Below are 16,536 nucleotides of genomic sequence, written 5' to 3' on the forward strand. Positions count from 1 at the left end.
AAGGCATGGCAGCCACGCCTGAGCAGTCGTTCAGCAACATCGTCCAGCGCTTCAACGAGCTTCCCAACACCCGAAAATTCGCCATTCTGGTCAGCCTGGCCGCGGCGATCGCGCTGGTGGTGGGCCTGTTCATGTGGGCGCGCACGCCCGATTACCGCGTCCTCTTCTCCAACCTGTCCGAGCGCGACGGCGGCGCCGTGGTCACCGCCTTGCAGCAGATGAACATCCCCTACAAGATGGCCGAGGGCAGCGGCGCCATCCTGGTGCCGGCCGAGCAGGTCTACGACCTGCGTTTCCGCCTGGCCTCGCAGGGCCTGCCGCGCGGCGGCGCCGTCGGTTTCGAGCTGATGGACAACGCCAAGCTCGGCATGACCCAGTTCCAGGAACAGGTCACCTACCAGCGCGCCCTGGAGGGCGAACTGTCCCGCACCATCCAGTCGCTGTCGCCGGTCGAATCGGCGCGGGTGCATCTGGCCATCCCCAAACCCTCGGTGTTCATTCGCGACAAGCAGGCGCCTTCCGCCTCGGTCCTGGTCAGCCTCTATCCCGGCCGGGTGCTCGACGTCGCCCAGGTCAACGCCATCGTGCACATGGTCTCCAGCAGCGTGCCGGAACTCGGTGCCGACAGCGTCACCGTGGTCGACCAGGCTGGCCGGCTGCTCACCGCCAAGAACGACAGCAATAGCCTGAAAGGCCTGAACGCGAATCAGCTCGACTATTTGCGCGAGATCGAGGCCTATTACGCCAAGCGGGTCGAGGCCATCGTCTCGCCCATCGTCGGCGAGGGCAACGTCCGGGCCGAGGTGCGGGCCGATCTCGATTTCTCCGAAGCCGAGTCGACCAGCGAGAGCTATAAGCCCAATCCGACGCCCGACCAGCAGGCGGTGCGCAGTCGCCAGTCGGTGCAGAGCATCAACGGCGATGGCGGTCAGGCCGCCGGCATCCCCGGCGCCCTGACCAACCAGCCACCCGGTCCTGCGGCGGCGCCGCTGACCGCCCAGCCCGGCGCCAATGCCGGCACGGCCACCGGCCAAGGACAGGCCAACGCGGGCTCCCGGCGCGAGGAAAACACCATCAACTTTGAAGTCGACCGGACCATCCGCCACGTCAAGGAGCCCTTGGGCCGGGTCAAACGTTTGTCCGTTGCCGTGGTGGTGAACTACCGCCAGCAGGCAGGCCAGGCGGCCAAGCCGCTGGCGCCGGAAGAGATGCAGCAGGTGACCAATCTGGTGCGCGAGGCGATGGGCTTCAGCCAGGAGCGGGGCGACACCGTCAACGTGGTCAATGCCGCCTTCACCGAGACCAAGGTCGAGCCGGTCGACATCCCGCTCTGGAAGGATCCAAGCAACGTCGCCTTTGCCAAGGAGGCCCTGAAGAACCTGTTGGTGATCGGTCTGGCCTTCTATCTGGTGTTCGGTGTCCTGCGACCCTTGCTCAAGGATTGGATGAAGGCGACGGCGAAGAAGCCGGCGGCCGAGGCGCCAGAGGAAGAGATGGACCTGCTGGCCGCCTTCGATGCCAAGCTGGCCCAGCGGGAGCTGGCCGGCTATGACGCCCACATTGCGTCGGTACGCGAATTCGCCAAGCAGAACCCGAAGGCGGCGGCCGACATCATCCGAGAATGGATGGCCAAGGAATGAGCGAAGACGGCCTGCACCGTAGTGCGATTTTGATGCTATCGCTGGGCCACGATGAGGCCTCGGAGGTGTTCAAACATCTGGGCCCGCGCGAGGTGCAGAAGCTCGGCTCGCACATGGCCAAGCTGGCCAACGTCGGCCGCGAGGAGATCGAGAAGGTGCTGGAGGATTTCCGGCTGGAGACGGTGGGGCGGGTGAGCCTGGCCGATTCCGACGAATATCTGCGTACCGTGCTGCGTAAGGCCCTGGGCGACGACAAGGCCACCCACATCATCGAGCGCATCCTGCAGGGGCAGGACAACACCGGCATCGAGGGTCTGAAGTGGATGGACGCGGCCTCGGTGGCCGAGATGATCCGCAACGAGCATCCGCAGATCATTGCCACCATCCTGGTCCATCTCGATCGCGACCATGCCAGCGAGGTCATGCAGTACTTCGTCGAGCGCCTGCGCAACGATGTGATGATGCGCATCGCCACGCTCGAGGGCGTGCAGCCGGTGGCCCTGCGCGAGTTGAACGACGTGCTGTCGCAGCTGTTGTCCGGCAGCGACCGGACCAAGAAGAGCTCGGTTGGCGGCGTCCAAGCGGCGGCCGACATCCTCAACTACATGGCCGGCACCCAGGAGGCCTCGGTGCTGGCCAGCATCCGCGAGCAGGACCCGGAGCTGGCCCAGGCCATTCAGGACAAGATGTTCACCTTCGACAACCTGCTCGACCTGGACGACCGTGCCATCCAGCTGCTGCTGCGCGAGGTCCAGTCCGAGAGCCTCATCGTCGCGCTCAAGGGTACGAACCAGGAACTGCGGGAAAAGATCTTCAAGAACATGTCGAGCCGGGCCTCCGAGGCGCTCAAGGAAGACCTCGAGGCCAAAGGCCCGGTGCGCCTGTCCGAGGTGGAGTCGGAGCAGAAGGAAATCCTCAAGATCGTCCGCCGTCTGGCCGACGAGGGCCAGATCGTCCTCGGCGGCAAGGGTGGCGAGGAAAGCCTGATCGAGTAAGCCCGGAACGCCAGACATGCCGTCCCGCATCATCCCGAAAGACGAACTCACCGCTTACCAGCGTTGGGAGCTGGGCGCCTTCGAGAGCCAGGACAAGGCCGCCAGCCAGGAGGCCGAGCCGGCCGAGGAGGTGCGGCTGCCGACTGCCGAAGAGGTCGAACGCATCCATCAGGAGGCCTATCAGGAGGGCTATCAGCTGGGTGAGGCCGAAGGCCGCCGGGTCGGCGAGGCATTCAGCCAGCAGGCCCGGGCCCTGTTTCTGGCGCTGGAGCAGGAGAAACTGCAGCAAGACCAGGCCCTAGCCGAGGAAGTGTTGCAGCTGGCTCTGGCCATCGCCCGGCAGGTGGTCGGTACGAGTTTCCGGGCTCAGCCCGAGCTGATGCTGAAGACCGTGCAGGATGCCCTGGCCCACCTGCCTGCCTTGAGCGGCCACCCCAAGCTGATCGTCCACCCGAGCGATGCCGCCATTGTTAGGGACTGGCTGGCGCACGAGCATGGCCATCTGAATTGGCGGGTGAGCGAGGATGCCGCGATGCAAGCCGGCGGTTTCCGTATCGAAAGCGCACAGGGTGAACTCGATGCCACGCTGCCGACGCGCTGGCAGGAGGTCGTCGCGGCCCTGGGGGCGAATCCCGAGTGGCTCAAGTAAGCCGGGCCGCCGGGCTCAAGGACTATCTGCGCAACTGCCGGGAGGCCTTGGACCATGCCGCTTCCTGGCATGTCAGCGGCCGGCTCACCCGGGTGGCGGGCCTGGTCATGGAAGCGGTGGGGCTCAAGCTGGCCACCGGCGTCAGCTGCCAGGTCTCGATGCCGGGCGGCGCCCGGGTCGATGCCGAAGTGGTCGGCTTCTCCGGCGACCGCCTGTTCCTGATGCCGGCTACCGATATCTATGGCCTGATGCCCGGCGCCCTGGTCGAGCCTTGCAACGCTTGCAAGGTCGATCCACCCCAGCTCTACCAGCCTTATCACCACAGCCGGCGCAACGAGGACCGTATCCGCCAGGTCACGGTCGGGCCGGAACTGCTCGGCCGGGTGATCGACGGCGCCGGTCGGCCGCTAGATCGCTTGGGCCCGGTCACCGCCCAACGCCAAGGTCCGCTCTACAGCCGGCCGGTCAATCCCATGGAGCGCGAGCCGATCCGCGAGGTGCTCGATGTCGGCGTGCGCGCGATCAACGCCCTGCTCACCGTCGGCCGTGGCCAGCGCATGGGCCTGTTCGCGGGCAGTGGCGTCGGCAAATCCATGCTGCTGGGCATGATGGCTCGGTATACCTCGGCCGATGTGGTCGTGGTCGGCCTGATCGGCGAACGTGGCCGCGAGGTGAAGGAGTTCATCGAGAATATCCTGGGCGAGGAGGGCCTGCGCCGGGCCGTGGTGGTGGCCTCGCCCGCCGATTCGCCGCCGCTGCTGCGCCTGCATGGCGCGGCCTACGCCACGGCGGTGGCGGAATATTTTCGCGATCAGGGTCAGCATGTGCTCTTGATCATGGATTCGCTCACCCGCTATGCCCAGGCCCAGCGCGAGATTGCCCTGGCGGTGGGCGAGCCGCCGGCGACCAAGGGCTATCCGCCCTCGGTCTTCGCCAAGCTGCCGCAGCTGGTCGAGCGGGCCGGCAACAGCCACGACGGTTCGGGTTCGATCACCGCCTTCTACACCGTGCTGACCGAGGGCGATGATCAGCAGGACCCGATTGCCGACGCCGCCCGGGCCATCCTCGATGGCCACATCGTGTTGTCGCGCCAGTTGGCCGACCAGGGGCATTACCCGGCGATCGACATCGAGGCCTCGATCTCGCGGGTGGCGACCGAATTGCTGAGCCGGAATGAGTTGGAATTGGTCCGCCGCTTCAAGGGGCTCTACGCTCGCTACCAGCGCAGCCGGGATCTGATCACCATCGGCGCCTATGTCCGGGGCAACGATGCCCAACTGGACGAGGCGATCGCGCTCTATCCCAGGATGGAGGCCTTCCTCGCCCAGGATTTCCTGGATAAGGAAGATTACACAGCCAGCCGCCTCCAGTTGGAGGCGTTGCTGTCTTTGCCTGTCTGATCGTCCTGATCAGTGCCCTTCGCGGGCGTATTTCGTGAAGCGGTACCAGAGGAACAGCCCCATGGCGATGATGAAGCCAAGGGTGAACAGGGCCAGCAGGCCGATGTCGGTGGTGAACAGCTCCTTCATGATGACGTCCATGCTTGCATCTCCTTTTTGGTTTGGTTGTACAGGGCCTTCAAAGGTGTGCTTGCAGCGTCAACCGGTCGGTGAACGGGCTGTGCCATTCTCCGGTCAGGCGCCAACTGCGATCGGGCGGTTCCAGTCGAATCTGATACCTGCCAGCCGTCAGGGCGGGCAGGGGCGTGATGAATTCGTGTTTGCCCACCGCCTTCAGGGTGAGGGTGATGTCCTGTCCGGCCTGGGTGGGGTGGATCAACTGGAGCTTCAAGTGGCCGATGCTGGTGGGCAGCTTGTCGCCCAGGTTGACCTTGAGGATGCCGGCCTGGACATCCAGCTTGGCGCTGAGGCCGAGTTGTTCGGCCCGGGCGTCGCGTTCCACCACCTGGCGGATGGCCAGGCCGTCCTTGTAGTAATCGTCGCTGACCAGGTCGTCGGCGTTGCTGGTCGCCAGCCAGATGGTGACGATGCCGCCGATCACCGCGCTCATCGGCAGCGCCATCAGGAACCACGGCCATGGGTGCCGCCACCAGGGCAGCTTGTGCTCAGGGATCAAGGCGGGTTCGCTCATCTGAGAAAACTCGATTTTGCTTCCTGGACGATGGTTTTGTCATCCATGGCCCGGACCTCGAAGATGATGGGGGTGCTGGGGCGTTCCAGGCGCATGGGCTGGGTGCGCAGGTTGACGTTGATGTTCGCCGTTTCCAGGGCGGGGATGTCCACCTGCTGGCCAGTGGCCACGGTCAGGCCTTCGACGCCGCGGGCGGTGATCTGGTAGCGGTGCGGCCGCTGGTCCATGTTGATGATCTGCATGCGGTAGAGGTTCTCGACCTGACCGTCGGGCGCCTCCCGGGCCAGGGTCTGGCGGTCGCGCATGATGTCCACCCGCAAGGGGATGCGCCCGGCCAGGGTGTAGAGGAAGGTGCCGATGATGCCGAGCAGGATCAGGCCGTAGACCAGGGTGCGCGGCCGCAGGCTGTGGCGCCAGATGGCCGAGTCGGGGTACTTGCCCTCGATGGCGTTCTCGGTGGAATAGCGGATCAGGCCCTTCGGGTAGCCCACTTTGCTCATCACCTGGTCGCAGGCGTCGACGCAGGCGGCACAGCCGATGCACATGTATTGCAGACCGTTGCGGATGTCGATGCCGGTCGGGCAGACCTGGACGCAGATACCGCAGTCGACGCAATCGCCCAGCCCCTGCGCCTTGTGGTCCAAGCCCTTCTTGCGAGAACCGCGCGGCTCGCCGCGCTTGTAGTCGTAGGTGATGATCAGGGTGTCCGGGTCGAACATCACGCTCTGGAAGCGGGCGTAAGGGCACATGTATTTGCAGACCTGCTCGCGCATGAAGCCGGCGAAACCCCAGGTGGCAAAGCCGTAGAACAGGATCCAGAAGGTCTCCCAGGGGCCGAGTTGCAGTTGCAGCACTTCCTGGCCGAGCACTTCGATGGGGGTGAAATAGCCGACGAAGGTGAAGCCGGTCCAGAGCGCGAGCAGCACCCAGGTTACATGCTTGCCGCCGCGGCGAAGAATCTTTTCCAGATTCCAGGGCGCGGTTTCCAGCTTGCGGCGGCGGATATGGTCGCCCTCGAAGGCCTGTTCGATCCACATGAACAGCTCGGTGTAGACCGTCTGCGGACAGGCGTAGCCGCACCACAGGCGGCCGGCCACCGCGGTGAACAGGAACAGGGCGAGGGCGGAGATGATCAGGAGTGCGGCCAGCCAGATGAAGTCCTGGGGCCAGAGCACGAGGTCGAACAGATAGAACTTGCGGGCGGCCAGATCGAACAGCACCGCCTGGTGATCCTGCCACTGCAGCCAGGGCAGGCCATAGAAGACGATCTGGGTGAACAGCACCAGCGCGATGCGCCAGTTGTTGAACCAGCCATGGACGGCTCGGGGGTGAATCTTCTGCCGGACTTCGAGCAGCTGTTGCTCCATCTCGCCGGTGCCGGGCGCGTTCTGGGGTTCAACCATCTTGCAGATAGCCTCTCAAACAATGGTGCCTTGCCGGCACTCGTAGGAAGCCGCGGCCGGTTGCCCGGCCACGGCTGGGGACTCACTTGCTAGCGGACAGGGACAGCACGTAACCGGCCAAGAGGTGCACCTTGGCTTCGCCCAAGTGCTCCAGCTGCGCCGGCATGCCGCCTTTGCGGCCCTTGACGATGGTCTCCATGATGCCGCTCTCGGTGCCGCTATAGAGCCAGGCCTGGTCGGTCAGGTCGGGCGCGGAGATGGCCAGGTTGCCCTTGCCGTCCTCGCCGTGGCAGCCGGCGCAGATCGCCCATTTGGCCCGGCCGGCGGCGGCCAGATTGGTGTCGTGCGGCTTGCCCGAAAGCGACAGGACGTAATTGGCCAGTTCCTTGGCGCCGGCCTCGCCGCCCACGGCATCGCCCAGCGCCGGCATTTCGCCCAGGCGGCCGTAGGCGATGCTGGCCTTGATCGCCTCGGGGTCGCCGCCGCCGAACAGCCACTCGTTGTCGGTCAGGTTGGGGAACAGGCGGCTGCTCTTGGCGCCCTTGCCGTCGGTGCCGTGGCAGGTCGAGCAATAGGCCATGAACAGGCGCTCGCCCATCTCCCGTGCCTTGGGGTCGGCCGCCACCGCCTTCAGGTCCATGCCCAGGAAGGGCTGGAACTGGGCGTTGAACTGGGCGTCGACCCGGGCCTTTTCCTGCTGATAGGCATCGGCCGAGGTCCAGCTCCAGCTGCCGGCGAACTTGCCGAGGCCGGGGTAGAGCACCAGATAGGCGATGCTGAAGACGATCAGGAAATAAAACATGTACAGCCACCAGCGCGGCAGGGGGTTGTTCAGTTCCTGCAGGTCGCCGTCCCAGGTCGGGGCCATCAGTTCGGCCTGCTCGCCGGCGGCGAGCTTGCGCGTGGTCTGGCTCTTCAGGAACCAGATGATGCCGACAATCGAAATGACGGTGATGATGGCAATGTAGTAGTGCCAGAACTCGCCGATGAAATCAGGCATGCCGTAGTTCATTGCGCTTTCTCCTCAGAATGGGCCTGGGTGCGGCGTTCCGCCTCGTCTTCCTCGAACGGAAGCCGTCCCGCCTGCTCGTATTTCTCGCGGTTGTCCTTGTGGTAGGCCCACCAGACGATGCCGACGAAGAGCAGGAAGAAGATGACGGTGACGGCGGAGCCGATCAGGCCGGAGTCCATATTCAGTTAGCCTTGGGTGCGTGGATGCCGAGCGATTGCAGGTAGGTGATCACGGCATCAATTTCGGTTTTGCCGTTCACCGCATCCGCGGCCTGGGCGATCTCGTCATCCGTGTAGGGATGACCGGCCCAGTCCTTGAGCACGCGCATCTTCTTCTGGATCTCGGCGCCATCGAGGGTGCGATCGGCCAGCCAGGGGTAGGCCGGCATGTTCGATTCCGGCACGACGTCGCGCGGGTTCATCAGGTGCACGTAATGCCATTCGTTGGAATAGCGGCCGCCCACCCGGTGCAGGTCGGGCCCTGTGCGCTTGGAACCCCAGAGGAAGGGCCGGTCGTAGACGAATTCGCCGGCGACCGAATAGTGGCCGTAGCGTTCGGTCTCGGCCCGGAAGGGACGGACCATCTGGGAGTGGCAGGTGTTGCAGCCTTCCCGGATGTAGATGTCCCGGCCGGCCAGTTCCATCGCGCTATACGGCTTCACCCCAGGCATCGGCTCGGTGGTCGATTTCTGGAAATAGAGCGGGATGATCTGGACCAGGCCGCCGATGCTGATGACGAGGATGGTCAGCACGATCAGCAGACCGATGTTCTTCTCGATGAGCTTGTGAGCAATCATGTTCGGTCTCCTTCGGATCAGGCGGCAACCGCTTCGGGGATGCGCGCGTCATTGACGGCCTTGCCCGCTGCCACGGTTTTCCAGACGTTGTAGGCCATCAGCAGCATGCCGCCGAAGAACATCAGGCCGCCCAGCAGACGGATGTAGTAGAAGGGATACATCACCTCCACCGACTGGACGAAGCTGTAGGTCAGGGTACCGTCGGCGTTGGTTGCGCGCCACATCAGGCCCTGGGCCACGCCGGCGATCCAGAGGGCGGCGATGTAGAGCACGACGCCGATGGTGGCGACCCAGAAGTGGGTGTTGATCAGCTTCACGCTGTACATCTCCTCCCGGCCGAACAGGCGCGGGATCAGGTAGTACATGGAGCCGATGGTGATCATCGCCACCCAGCCCAGGGCCCCGGAGTGCACGTGGCCGATGGTCCACTCGGTATAGTGCGACAGGGCGTTCACCGTCTTCACCGACATCATCGGGCCCTCGAAGGTCGACATGCCGTAGAACGACAGGGCGGTGATCAGGAACTTCAGGATGGGGTCGGTGCGCAGCTTATGCCAGGCGCCGGACAGGGTCATGATGCCGTTCATCATGCCGCCCCAGGACGGCGCGATCAGCATCAGTGAGAAGATCATGCCGAGCGACTGGGCCCAGTCGGGCAGGGCGGTATAGAGCAGATGGTGCGGGCCGGCCCACATGTAGATGAAGTTGAGCGACCAGAAGTGCACGATCGACAGCCGGTAGGAGAAGATCGGCCGGCCGGCCTGCTTGGGCACGAAGTAATACATCATGCCGAGGAAGGCGGTGGTCAGGAAGAAGCCGACCGCGTTGTGGCCGTACCACCACTGGACCATGGCGTCATGCACGCCGGCATACATGGAGTAGGACTTGGTCAGGGTGACCGGGAACTCCATGCTGTTGACGATGTGCAGCACGGCGATGGTCACGATGTAGGCGCCGAAGAACCAGTTGGCCACGTAGATGTGCTGGGTCTTGCGCTTGATGATGGTGCCGAAGAAGAGCACGGCATAGGCCACCCAGACCACCGCGATCAGGATGTCGATCGGCCACTCCAGCTCGGCGTATTCCTTGGCGCTGGTGAAACCGAGCGGCAGGCTGATGGCGGCGAGCAGGATGACCAGCTGCCAGCCCCAGAACACTAAGGCGGCCAGGCCGTCCGAGATCAGGCGGGTCTGGCAGGTGCGCTGGACGATGAACAGGGAAGCGGCGAACAGACCGGAACCGCCGAAGGCGAAGATCACCGCATTGGTGTGCAACGGCCGGATGCGGCCATAGGAGAGATAGGGTGCCAGGGGCCCGAGGGCCTCGGTCAGGGTCGGCCAGATCAACTGGGCCGATAGGATGACGCCGACCAACATACCGACAATGCCCCAGACGACTGTCATGATGGCGAATTGCCGGACGACCTTGTAGTTGTATGTCGTTGCTTGCATACAGGCCTCCTTCGCGGGTTGAGGTGAACAGCTTTTGGTTGAGCGAACTACTAACAGCTAATTAAGACTTCGAAATCCTAATATTTGGTCTTGACCTGTGTCAATTGGTCGCAGGTACTAATCGCGGTTCTTGGCCGGCGGTTCGTCGTCGTCATCCATCAGGATGCGGTGGGCCGGCCCTTCCATGTCCTCGAATTGGCCGCTTTTCACGGCCCACAGCAGGCCCATCGCGATCACCGCGACGAAGACGATGCTGAGTGGGATGAGCAGATAAAGAATATCCATAATTTATAAACTTAGTACAAAAGTCCGTCGCCATCAGACCCGGTTCAGCCGCATGGCGTTGAGCACCACCAGCAAGGAGCTCATCGACATGCCGATGCCGGCCAGCCAGGGCGAGACATAGCCCAGGGCCGCCGCCGGGATGGCGATGACGTTGTAGAGCACCGACCACAACAGGTTCTGCCGGATGATCACCTGGGTCTTGCGCGCCAGGCGCACGCCGTCCGCCAGCCGGGCCAATTCATTGGACAGCAGCACCATGTCCGCCGCGGCCTGGGCCGCCTCGGCCCCCTGGTCGACCGCGATCGAGACCTGGGCCTGGGCCAGCACCGGGGCATCGTTCACGCCGTCGCCGGTCATGGCGACGATGGCGCCCTGTTCTTGCAATTCCCGCACCGCGGCCAGCTTGTCGGCCGGCAGCATGCCGCCGCGGGCGTCCTCGATGCCAAGGGTTCGGCCCATGCGAGCGACGTTTTCCGGCCGATCACCGGAATACAGGCGCAGGCGCAGGCCCAGGGCCTTGAGCTGTGCGACCAGGGCCGGCGCCTGCGGCCGCAGTTCGTCGCCCAGTTCGAACCAGGCGAGTGGACCGGCCTCGTCGGCCAGGGCGATGACGCTGCCGTTAAGGCTGGCCGGCAACTCGTGGCCGGGTGCGGCATAGACCGGCGCGCCCAGGCGATAGGTCCGCCCGGCCACCCGGCCCTGCACGCCCTGGCCCGGCAGATAGTTCAGCTCTTCCGCCTGCAGGGCGGCAGCGCCCGCCGCCTCGCGGATGGCGCTGGCCACCGGATGGGTGGCGCCCTGTTCCAAGGCGGCGGCGATGGCCAGTGCCGAGGCCGCGTCTCCGCGCACGGTTTCAGTCTGCAACAGACGGAAGCGGCCGGTGGTCAGGGTGCCGGTCTTGTCGAAGACGAAGTCGGTGGCGCGGGCCAGGGTTTCCAGGGCGTGGCCGCGGGTGGAGAGCAGCCCCAGTCGGGTCAGGCGGCCCAGGGCCACGGTCAGCGCCGCCGGCGTGGCCAGGGCCAGGGCACAGGGGCAGGTGACCACCAGGACCGAGACTGTGATCCAGAGCGCGCGCGAGGGATCGATGGCATACCATGCCATCGCCACCCCGGCCGAGATCAGGAGGACCACCAACACGAACCAGTGCGCCACCCGGTCGGCGGCCAATGCCAGCCGCGGCTTTTCGGCCAGGGCGCGGTCGAGCAGGCGGACGATGCCGGAGAGCACGGTGTCGGCGCCGACCTTCTCCACTTGGACCACCAAGGGGCTGTCCAGGTTGAGGCTGCCGCCGATAACAGCCTGGCCCTGCTGCTTGGCCAGCGGCGTCGATTCGCCGGTGAGCAGCGATTCGTCGGCGGTCGAGGCGCCTTCCACCACCCGACCGTCGGCCGGGAAGCTCTCGCCCGGACCGACCAGGATGTGGTCACCCGGATTGAGCTTGACCGCGGCCACGGTCTCCTCGGTCCGGTCGGCCGGGTAGTGGGGCAGGCGTACGGCGGCGGCCGGGATCAGCTTGATCAGGCTCTCCGCCGCCTCGGCCGAACGCTTGCGCGCGCTCATCTCCAGGAAGCGGCCGGTGAGCAGGAAGAAGACGAACATGGTGACCGAGTCGAAATAGACCTCGCCCGACCGGCTGAGCACGGCCCAGACGCTGGCCGCATAGGCCACGGCCACGCCCAGGGCCACCGGCACGTCCATGCCCAGGCGGCGCACCGCCAGGTCGCGGGCGGCGCCCTGGAAGAAGGGCCAGGCCGAATAGAACACCACTGGTGTGGTCAGCACCATGCCGGCGATGCGCATGAGCTGCAGGATGTCCGGCGTCATGGTGCCTTCCTCGGCCAGATAGACCGGGATGGCGTACATCATCACCTGCATCATGCCCAGGCCGGCGATGGCCAGGCGACGGATCGCGGTATTGCGCTCCTTGCGGTAGAGCTCCTCCTGCCGGCTGGTGTCGAAGGGGTGGGCCAGGTAGCCGATCTCCTGCACCGCCTTGAGGATCTGCGACAGCTTGACCCGGCCTTCGTCCCAGCGCACCCGGGCGCGGCGGGTGGAGAAGTTAATGTCGGCCGAGATCACCCCCGGCAGTTGCCGCAGGTGGCGCTCGTTCAGCCAGACGCAGGCGGCGCAGACGATGCCTTCCAGGATCAGGCTGGCCTCGCGTACCTCGCCTTCGGCCTTGACGAAGCCGGCCTGCACCTCGGGCAGGTCGTAGAGCTCGAGCTTCTTCAGTTCCTCCAGCGCGGCCTCGGCTGTGGCCGGGAAATCGGTGCGCAGGCGGTAATAATCGGCATTGCCCGAATCGATGATGACCTGGGCCACCGCCTGGCAGCCGCGGCAGCAGGCTGGCTTGATCTCGCCACGCAGAGTAATGGGGTAATCGGCGCCGGCAGGCAGGGCGTCGCCGCAGTGGAAACAGCGCGGCGTTTCGGGGGAAGGGGCGGGGGAGGTCATCGGGGGAATTTTCTCGGTCCGGCATTTTACAATAGGGGCATGATTCCCTGGCTCGCCGGCGCCGCGCCCTTTCCCCCGCTCGAAGCCGCCCTGCGCGAGCCCAACGGCCTGCTTGCCGTGGGCGGTGACCTCTCGCTCGAGCGCCTGCTCGAGGCCTACGCCCGCGGCATCTACCCCTGGTTCAACCCGGGCGAGCCCATCTTTTGGTGGTCGCCCGACCCGCGCATGGTGCTCTATCCCGACGAATTCAAGGTATCGCGCTCCCTGGCGCGGCGCCTGAAGAAACCGGACTACGAGATCCGGGTCGACACCGCCTTCGCCGAGGTCATGCAGGGCTGCGCCGAGCCGAGAGCGGGCCAGGCCGGCACCTGGATCACGTCCGAGATGCAGGCCGCCTACGGCCGGCTGCATGCGGCGGGCTATGCCCATTCGGTCGAAACCTGGCTGGACGGCCGCCTGGTCGCCGGCCTCTATGGCGTCGCCCTGGGCCGGGCCTTCTTCGGCGAATCCATGTTCACCCGCATCAGCGATGGCTCGAAACTGGCCCTGGCCCATCTGGTGCGGCAACTGAAGCGCTGGGGTTTCGGTCTGATCGATTGCCAGATGGTGACCCGGCATCTGGCCTCGCTCGGCGCCCGGCCGATTGCGCGGCCCGAGTTTCGGGCACAATTGGACTGCCTGACCGCCGAACCCGGCCGTCCCGGCAAATGGACCTTCGATCATGACCTCGTTGCGCGAACTGCCCATCCATAGACTGCAGTTGTATCTGACGGCGCCCTATCCCTGCAGCTACCTGCCGCAGCGGCAGGCCCGTTCGCAGGTGGCCACGCCCTACAGCCTGATCGACACCACGGTCTATTCCGAGCTGGTGCGCGCCGGCTTTCGCCGCAGCGGCCTGTTCGTCTACCGGCCGCGCTGCGATACCTGCCGGGCCTGCGTGCCGGTGCGGGTGCCGGTGGATGCATTCGTGCCCAACCGCAGCCAGCGCCGCTGCAATGCGCGCAACCAGGACCTCGTGCTGGAACTCAAGCCCCTGAGCTTCGAGGAGGAGCACTACCGCCTGTATCGCCGCTACCAGCAGTCGCGCCACCCCGGTGGCGGCATGGACGAGGACGACCGCGAGCAATACCGCAGCTTCCTCCTGAAAAGCCAGGTCGACAGCGCCCTGGCCGAGTTCCGCCTGGACGGCGAGGTGGTCATGGTCGGCCTGATCGACCGCCTGCTCGACGGCCTGTCGGCGGTCTACACCTTCTACGAGCCCGCGCTGGTCCGACGCAGTCTGGGCGTCTACGGCGTGCTGGCCGAGATCGAACTGGCCCGCAAGCTGGGTCTGCCCTATCTCTATCTGGGCTACTGGATCCAGGAGAGCCCGAAGATGGCCTACAAAACCCAATACCGCCCGATCGAAGGCCTGCTCGACGGTCAGTGGCAACGCTTGCAGGAGGAGAGTTGATGGCCCAGCTGCCGGCCGCCGCCGAACAGATCTTGCGGGTGCACGCCCAGTTCATCCACGCCGTGGTCCAGGCCATGGTCAATCCCGCGCTCAAGGCCGAGCTGGACGGCGCCTTGCAGGCGGCCGAGGCCCAGGGCTGGGGTCGCCTGGTCGGCGCCATCCGCCAGATCGGCCAGGGCAGGCGTGACCGCAGCGTGCTCCTGGGCCTGGACGACGAGGATCGGGTGATCGCCGAGGCCATCCTGGCCGGCATCATCGACCCGGCAACCTTGCCGCCGCTGGACAGCCAACCCGAGGCCGGCGCCGCCGCGCCGGGCCTGGCCGCCATGATCGAGGCGGCCGCGCGGGGCGATGTCCAGGCCTTCGCCGCCTTGGCCAACATGGCCGAGCAGATGGTCAAGGCCGGGGGCGACATGGCCCGACTGGGCGGCATCATGCGCCGGCTGATCGACGGCGAGCGGGATGCCGACCTGCTTACCCGTGGCATGGGCGGCTTAGGTCGCGAGCTGGTTTTGGATATACTCGGCCAATTAGCCAAGCAAAACAAACACTAATGAGAGAGCGAGACAGTTCCGCCAAAGCCTGGGGGGTTCATGGCTGAAACGAAGGATCTGGTCCGCATCCGGGCCTCCGAGATCGTGGTCGGCCAGCCGCTGCCCTGGTCGGCCTATGACGCCAACGGCCGCCTGCTGCTGAGCCGCGGCCAGGTGGTGCAGAGCCTGAACCAGGTGCACGGGCTGCTCCAGCGCGGCCTGTTCCGCGAGGTGTTCGGCCGCGAGCGCGGCCCCGCACCCGAGGTGGTGGCCGACGAGACCCGGGTGAAGGCGGCCGAGCTCACGCCGTTCGAGGATCTCAAGCTGGCACCGGGCGAGGTGGTGCAGTTGCAGCCGCTGGCGGCCGGGGCCAAGGAAACCTACAAGGTGCGCCTGGTCGGCTACAGCAAGGGCCACAGCATCCTGATCAGCGTGCCTGAGGCTGGCGGCAAGCTGCTGCCCATCAGCGATGGCCAGATCTTCAATGTGCGCGTGTTCTCCGGCCTGGTCATCGGCAGCTTCACCGCCAAGGTGCTCAAGGTGTTGTTCGCGCCATATCCCTATCTGCACCTGTCCTATCCGAACGGCGTGCAGACCATGCGCCTGCGCAAGGCTATGCGGGCGGCGGTGGAACTGGAGGCCACGGTGTATGACAAGGAGGGCGGCAGCCCGCTCGCCACCGGTCTGATCAACGACATCAGCGTCGGCGGTGCCCGGCTGCTGCTCGGCAAGGCGGTCGGCGACAAGGAGCGAACCCTGGTCGTCGGCTTCAAGGCCCATGTCGGCGAGATCGAGGAGTCGGTGCAGGTCACCGCGGTGGTGCGCTCGGTCGTGGCCGACACCGGTCCGGACGGCCAGCCGCGCAACGTCTACGGCCTGCAGTTCGAGAACCTCAATCAGCATCAGCAGCTGTTCCTGATGAACCTGGTCTACAAGCTCATTTACAAGGACACCATCTAATGCAGCAGTATCACGACCTGTTGCGCCATGTGCTCGCCCATGGCGTCGAGAAATCCGACCGCACCGGCACTGGCACCCTTTCCGTGTTCGGCTATCAGATGCGGTTCGATCTGGGCCGGGGTTTCCCCCTGCTCACCACCAAGAAGGTCCACCTCAAGTCCATCATTCACGAACTGCTGTGGTTCCTCAAGGGTGACACCAACATCCAGTACCTCAAGGAAAACGGCGTGACCATCTGGGACGAATGGGCCGACGAGCAGGGCAACCTCGGTCCGGTCTACGGCTCGCAATGGCGCTCCTGGCCGGCCGCCGACGGTCGCCACATCGACCAGATCAGCCAGGTGGTCGAACAGATCAAGACCAACCCCGATTCGCGCCGGCTCATCGTCTCGGCCTGGAACGTGGGCGAGCTAGACAAGATGAAGCTGCCGCCCTGCCACGCCTTCTTTCAGTTCTACGTCGAGCCCGACCGCGCCGGCGGCCAGGCCCGGCTGTGCTGCCAGCTCTACCAGCGCAGCGCCGACATCTTCCTCGGCGTGCCGTTCAACATCGCCAGCTACGCCCTGCTGACCATGATGATGGCCCAGGTCTGCAATCTGCGGCCCGGCGATTTCGTCCACACCCTGGGCGATGCCCACATCTACCTCAACCACATGGAACAGGTGAGCCTGCAGTTGTCGCGCGACTTCCGCCCGCTGCCGACCATGCGCATCAACCCCGAGGTGACCGACATCTTCGGTTTCAAGTATGAGGACTTCACCTTGGAGAACTACGACCCGCATCCGGGCATCAAGGCGCCGGTCGCGGTGTGAGC

At 65.3% G+C, this 16,536-nt stretch carries 18 protein-coding genes; 9 read left to right on the forward strand and 9 right to left on the reverse strand.

Annotated features, from left to right (window positions below; genetic code table 11):
- Window positions 1–5: 5 nt before the first annotated feature.
- Genes fliF through fliI form a run of 4 tightly spaced genes read left to right on the forward strand, consistent with a single transcriptional unit; the run spans window position 6 to window position 4,684 of the window.
- Window positions 6–1,640, forward strand: coding sequence for a flagellar basal-body MS-ring/collar protein FliF (gene fliF, locus EL388_RS03400; RefSeq protein WP_126459607.1), 1,635 nt, complete (start codon window positions 6–8; stop codon window positions 1,638–1,640).
- Window positions 1,637–2,635 (forward strand): flagellar motor switch protein FliG, encoded by a 999-nt coding sequence (fliG, locus tag EL388_RS03405; protein WP_126459610.1) that lies wholly within the window; start codon window positions 1,637–1,639, stop codon window positions 2,633–2,635. The genes fliF and fliG overlap by 4 nt, the downstream gene beginning before the upstream one ends.
- Window positions 2,636–2,651: 16 nt before the next feature.
- Window positions 2,652–3,284, forward strand: coding sequence for a flagellar assembly protein FliH (locus tag EL388_RS03410; protein WP_126459613.1), 633 nt, complete (start codon window positions 2,652–2,654; stop codon window positions 3,282–3,284).
- A complete protein-coding gene (gene fliI, locus EL388_RS03415) occupies window positions 3,272–4,684 on the forward strand; it encodes a flagellar protein export ATPase FliI (protein WP_269470954.1) in 1,413 nt (470 codons plus the stop codon). The genes EL388_RS03410 and fliI overlap by 13 nt, the downstream gene beginning before the upstream one ends.
- 9 nt (window positions 4,685–4,693) lie before the next feature.
- Here fliI and EL388_RS03420 read toward each other — a convergent pair whose 3' ends face one another.
- From EL388_RS03420 to EL388_RS03460, 9 genes are all read right to left on the reverse strand, one after another.
- Entirely contained in the window at window positions 4,694–4,825 is a 132-nt protein-coding gene (locus tag EL388_RS03420) for a DUF3149 domain-containing protein (protein WP_126459619.1), read from the reverse strand.
- 37 nt (window positions 4,826–4,862) lie between these two features.
- Complete coding sequence (locus EL388_RS03425) at window positions 4,863–5,375, reverse strand: FixH family protein (RefSeq protein ID WP_126459622.1); 513 nt, start codon at window positions 5,373–5,375, stop codon at window positions 4,863–4,865.
- Complete coding sequence (ccoG, locus tag EL388_RS03430) at window positions 5,372–6,778, reverse strand: cytochrome c oxidase accessory protein CcoG (RefSeq protein ID WP_126459624.1); 1,407 nt, start codon at window positions 6,776–6,778, stop codon at window positions 5,372–5,374. Before ccoG ends, EL388_RS03425 begins: the two co-directional genes overlap by 4 nt.
- 82 nt (window positions 6,779–6,860) lie before the next feature.
- The gene (ccoP, locus tag EL388_RS03435) at window positions 6,861–7,790 is read right to left on the reverse strand and encodes a cytochrome-c oxidase, cbb3-type subunit III (protein ID WP_232019167.1); all 930 of its coding nucleotides are present in this window, start codon (window positions 7,788–7,790) and stop codon (window positions 6,861–6,863) included.
- A complete protein-coding gene (locus tag EL388_RS03440) occupies window positions 7,787–7,969 on the reverse strand; it encodes a cbb3-type cytochrome oxidase subunit 3 (protein ID WP_126459627.1) in 183 nt (60 codons plus the stop codon). Before EL388_RS03440 ends, ccoP begins: the two co-directional genes overlap by 4 nt.
- 2 nt (window positions 7,970–7,971) lie before the next feature.
- The gene (gene ccoO / locus EL388_RS03445) at window positions 7,972–8,586 is read right to left on the reverse strand and encodes a cytochrome-c oxidase, cbb3-type subunit II (RefSeq protein ID WP_126459630.1); all 615 of its coding nucleotides are present in this window, start codon (window positions 8,584–8,586) and stop codon (window positions 7,972–7,974) included.
- Window positions 8,587–8,603: 17 nt separating this feature from the next.
- Window positions 8,604–10,037 (reverse strand): cytochrome-c oxidase, cbb3-type subunit I, encoded by a 1,434-nt coding sequence (gene ccoN / locus EL388_RS03450; protein WP_126459633.1) that lies wholly within the window; start codon window positions 10,035–10,037, stop codon window positions 8,604–8,606.
- Window positions 10,038–10,154: 117 nt separating this feature from the next.
- Window positions 10,155–10,322 (reverse strand): cbb3-type cytochrome oxidase assembly protein CcoS, encoded by a 168-nt coding sequence (ccoS, locus tag EL388_RS03455; protein ID WP_126459635.1) that lies wholly within the window; start codon window positions 10,320–10,322, stop codon window positions 10,155–10,157.
- Window positions 10,323–10,355: 33 nt separating this feature from the next.
- Window positions 10,356–12,776: a heavy metal translocating P-type ATPase gene (locus EL388_RS03460; RefSeq protein ID WP_126459638.1), complete on the reverse strand. Its 2,421-nt coding sequence runs from the start codon at window positions 12,774–12,776 to the stop codon at window positions 10,356–10,358.
- A 39-nt stretch (window positions 12,777–12,815) separates the two neighbouring features.
- On the opposite strand from EL388_RS03460, the gene aat reads away from it, so the two are divergent.
- The 5 genes from aat to EL388_RS03485 are packed head-to-tail and all read left to right on the forward strand — an operon-like array spanning window position 12,816 to window position 16,534.
- A complete protein-coding gene (aat, locus tag EL388_RS03465) occupies window positions 12,816–13,529 on the forward strand; it encodes a leucyl/phenylalanyl-tRNA--protein transferase (protein WP_126459641.1) in 714 nt (237 codons plus the stop codon).
- Window positions 13,498–14,229 carry an arginyltransferase gene (locus EL388_RS03470; protein ID WP_126459644.1) on the forward strand — a complete coding sequence of 244 codons (732 nt, stop codon included), beginning with the start codon at window positions 13,498–13,500 and terminating at the stop codon, window positions 14,227–14,229. Before aat ends, EL388_RS03470 begins: the two co-directional genes overlap by 32 nt.
- Window positions 14,229–14,783, forward strand: a complete 555-nt coding sequence (locus EL388_RS03475; protein WP_126459647.1) for a hypothetical protein — start codon at window positions 14,229–14,231, stop codon at window positions 14,781–14,783. The genes EL388_RS03470 and EL388_RS03475 overlap by 1 nt, the downstream gene beginning before the upstream one ends.
- A 39-nt stretch (window positions 14,784–14,822) precedes the next feature.
- Window positions 14,823–15,722, forward strand: a complete 900-nt coding sequence (locus tag EL388_RS03480; RefSeq protein ID WP_126459650.1) for a flagellar brake protein — start codon at window positions 14,823–14,825, stop codon at window positions 15,720–15,722.
- Entirely contained in the window at window positions 15,722–16,534 is an 813-nt protein-coding gene (locus tag EL388_RS03485) for a thymidylate synthase (protein WP_126459652.1), read from the forward strand. Before EL388_RS03480 ends, EL388_RS03485 begins: the two co-directional genes overlap by 1 nt.
- Window positions 16,535–16,536: the final 2 nt, after the last annotated feature.

This window comes from Sulfuritortus calidifontis (assembly GCF_003967275.1).
Taxonomy (GTDB): Bacteria; Pseudomonadota; Gammaproteobacteria; order Burkholderiales; family Thiobacillaceae; genus Sulfuritortus; species Sulfuritortus calidifontis.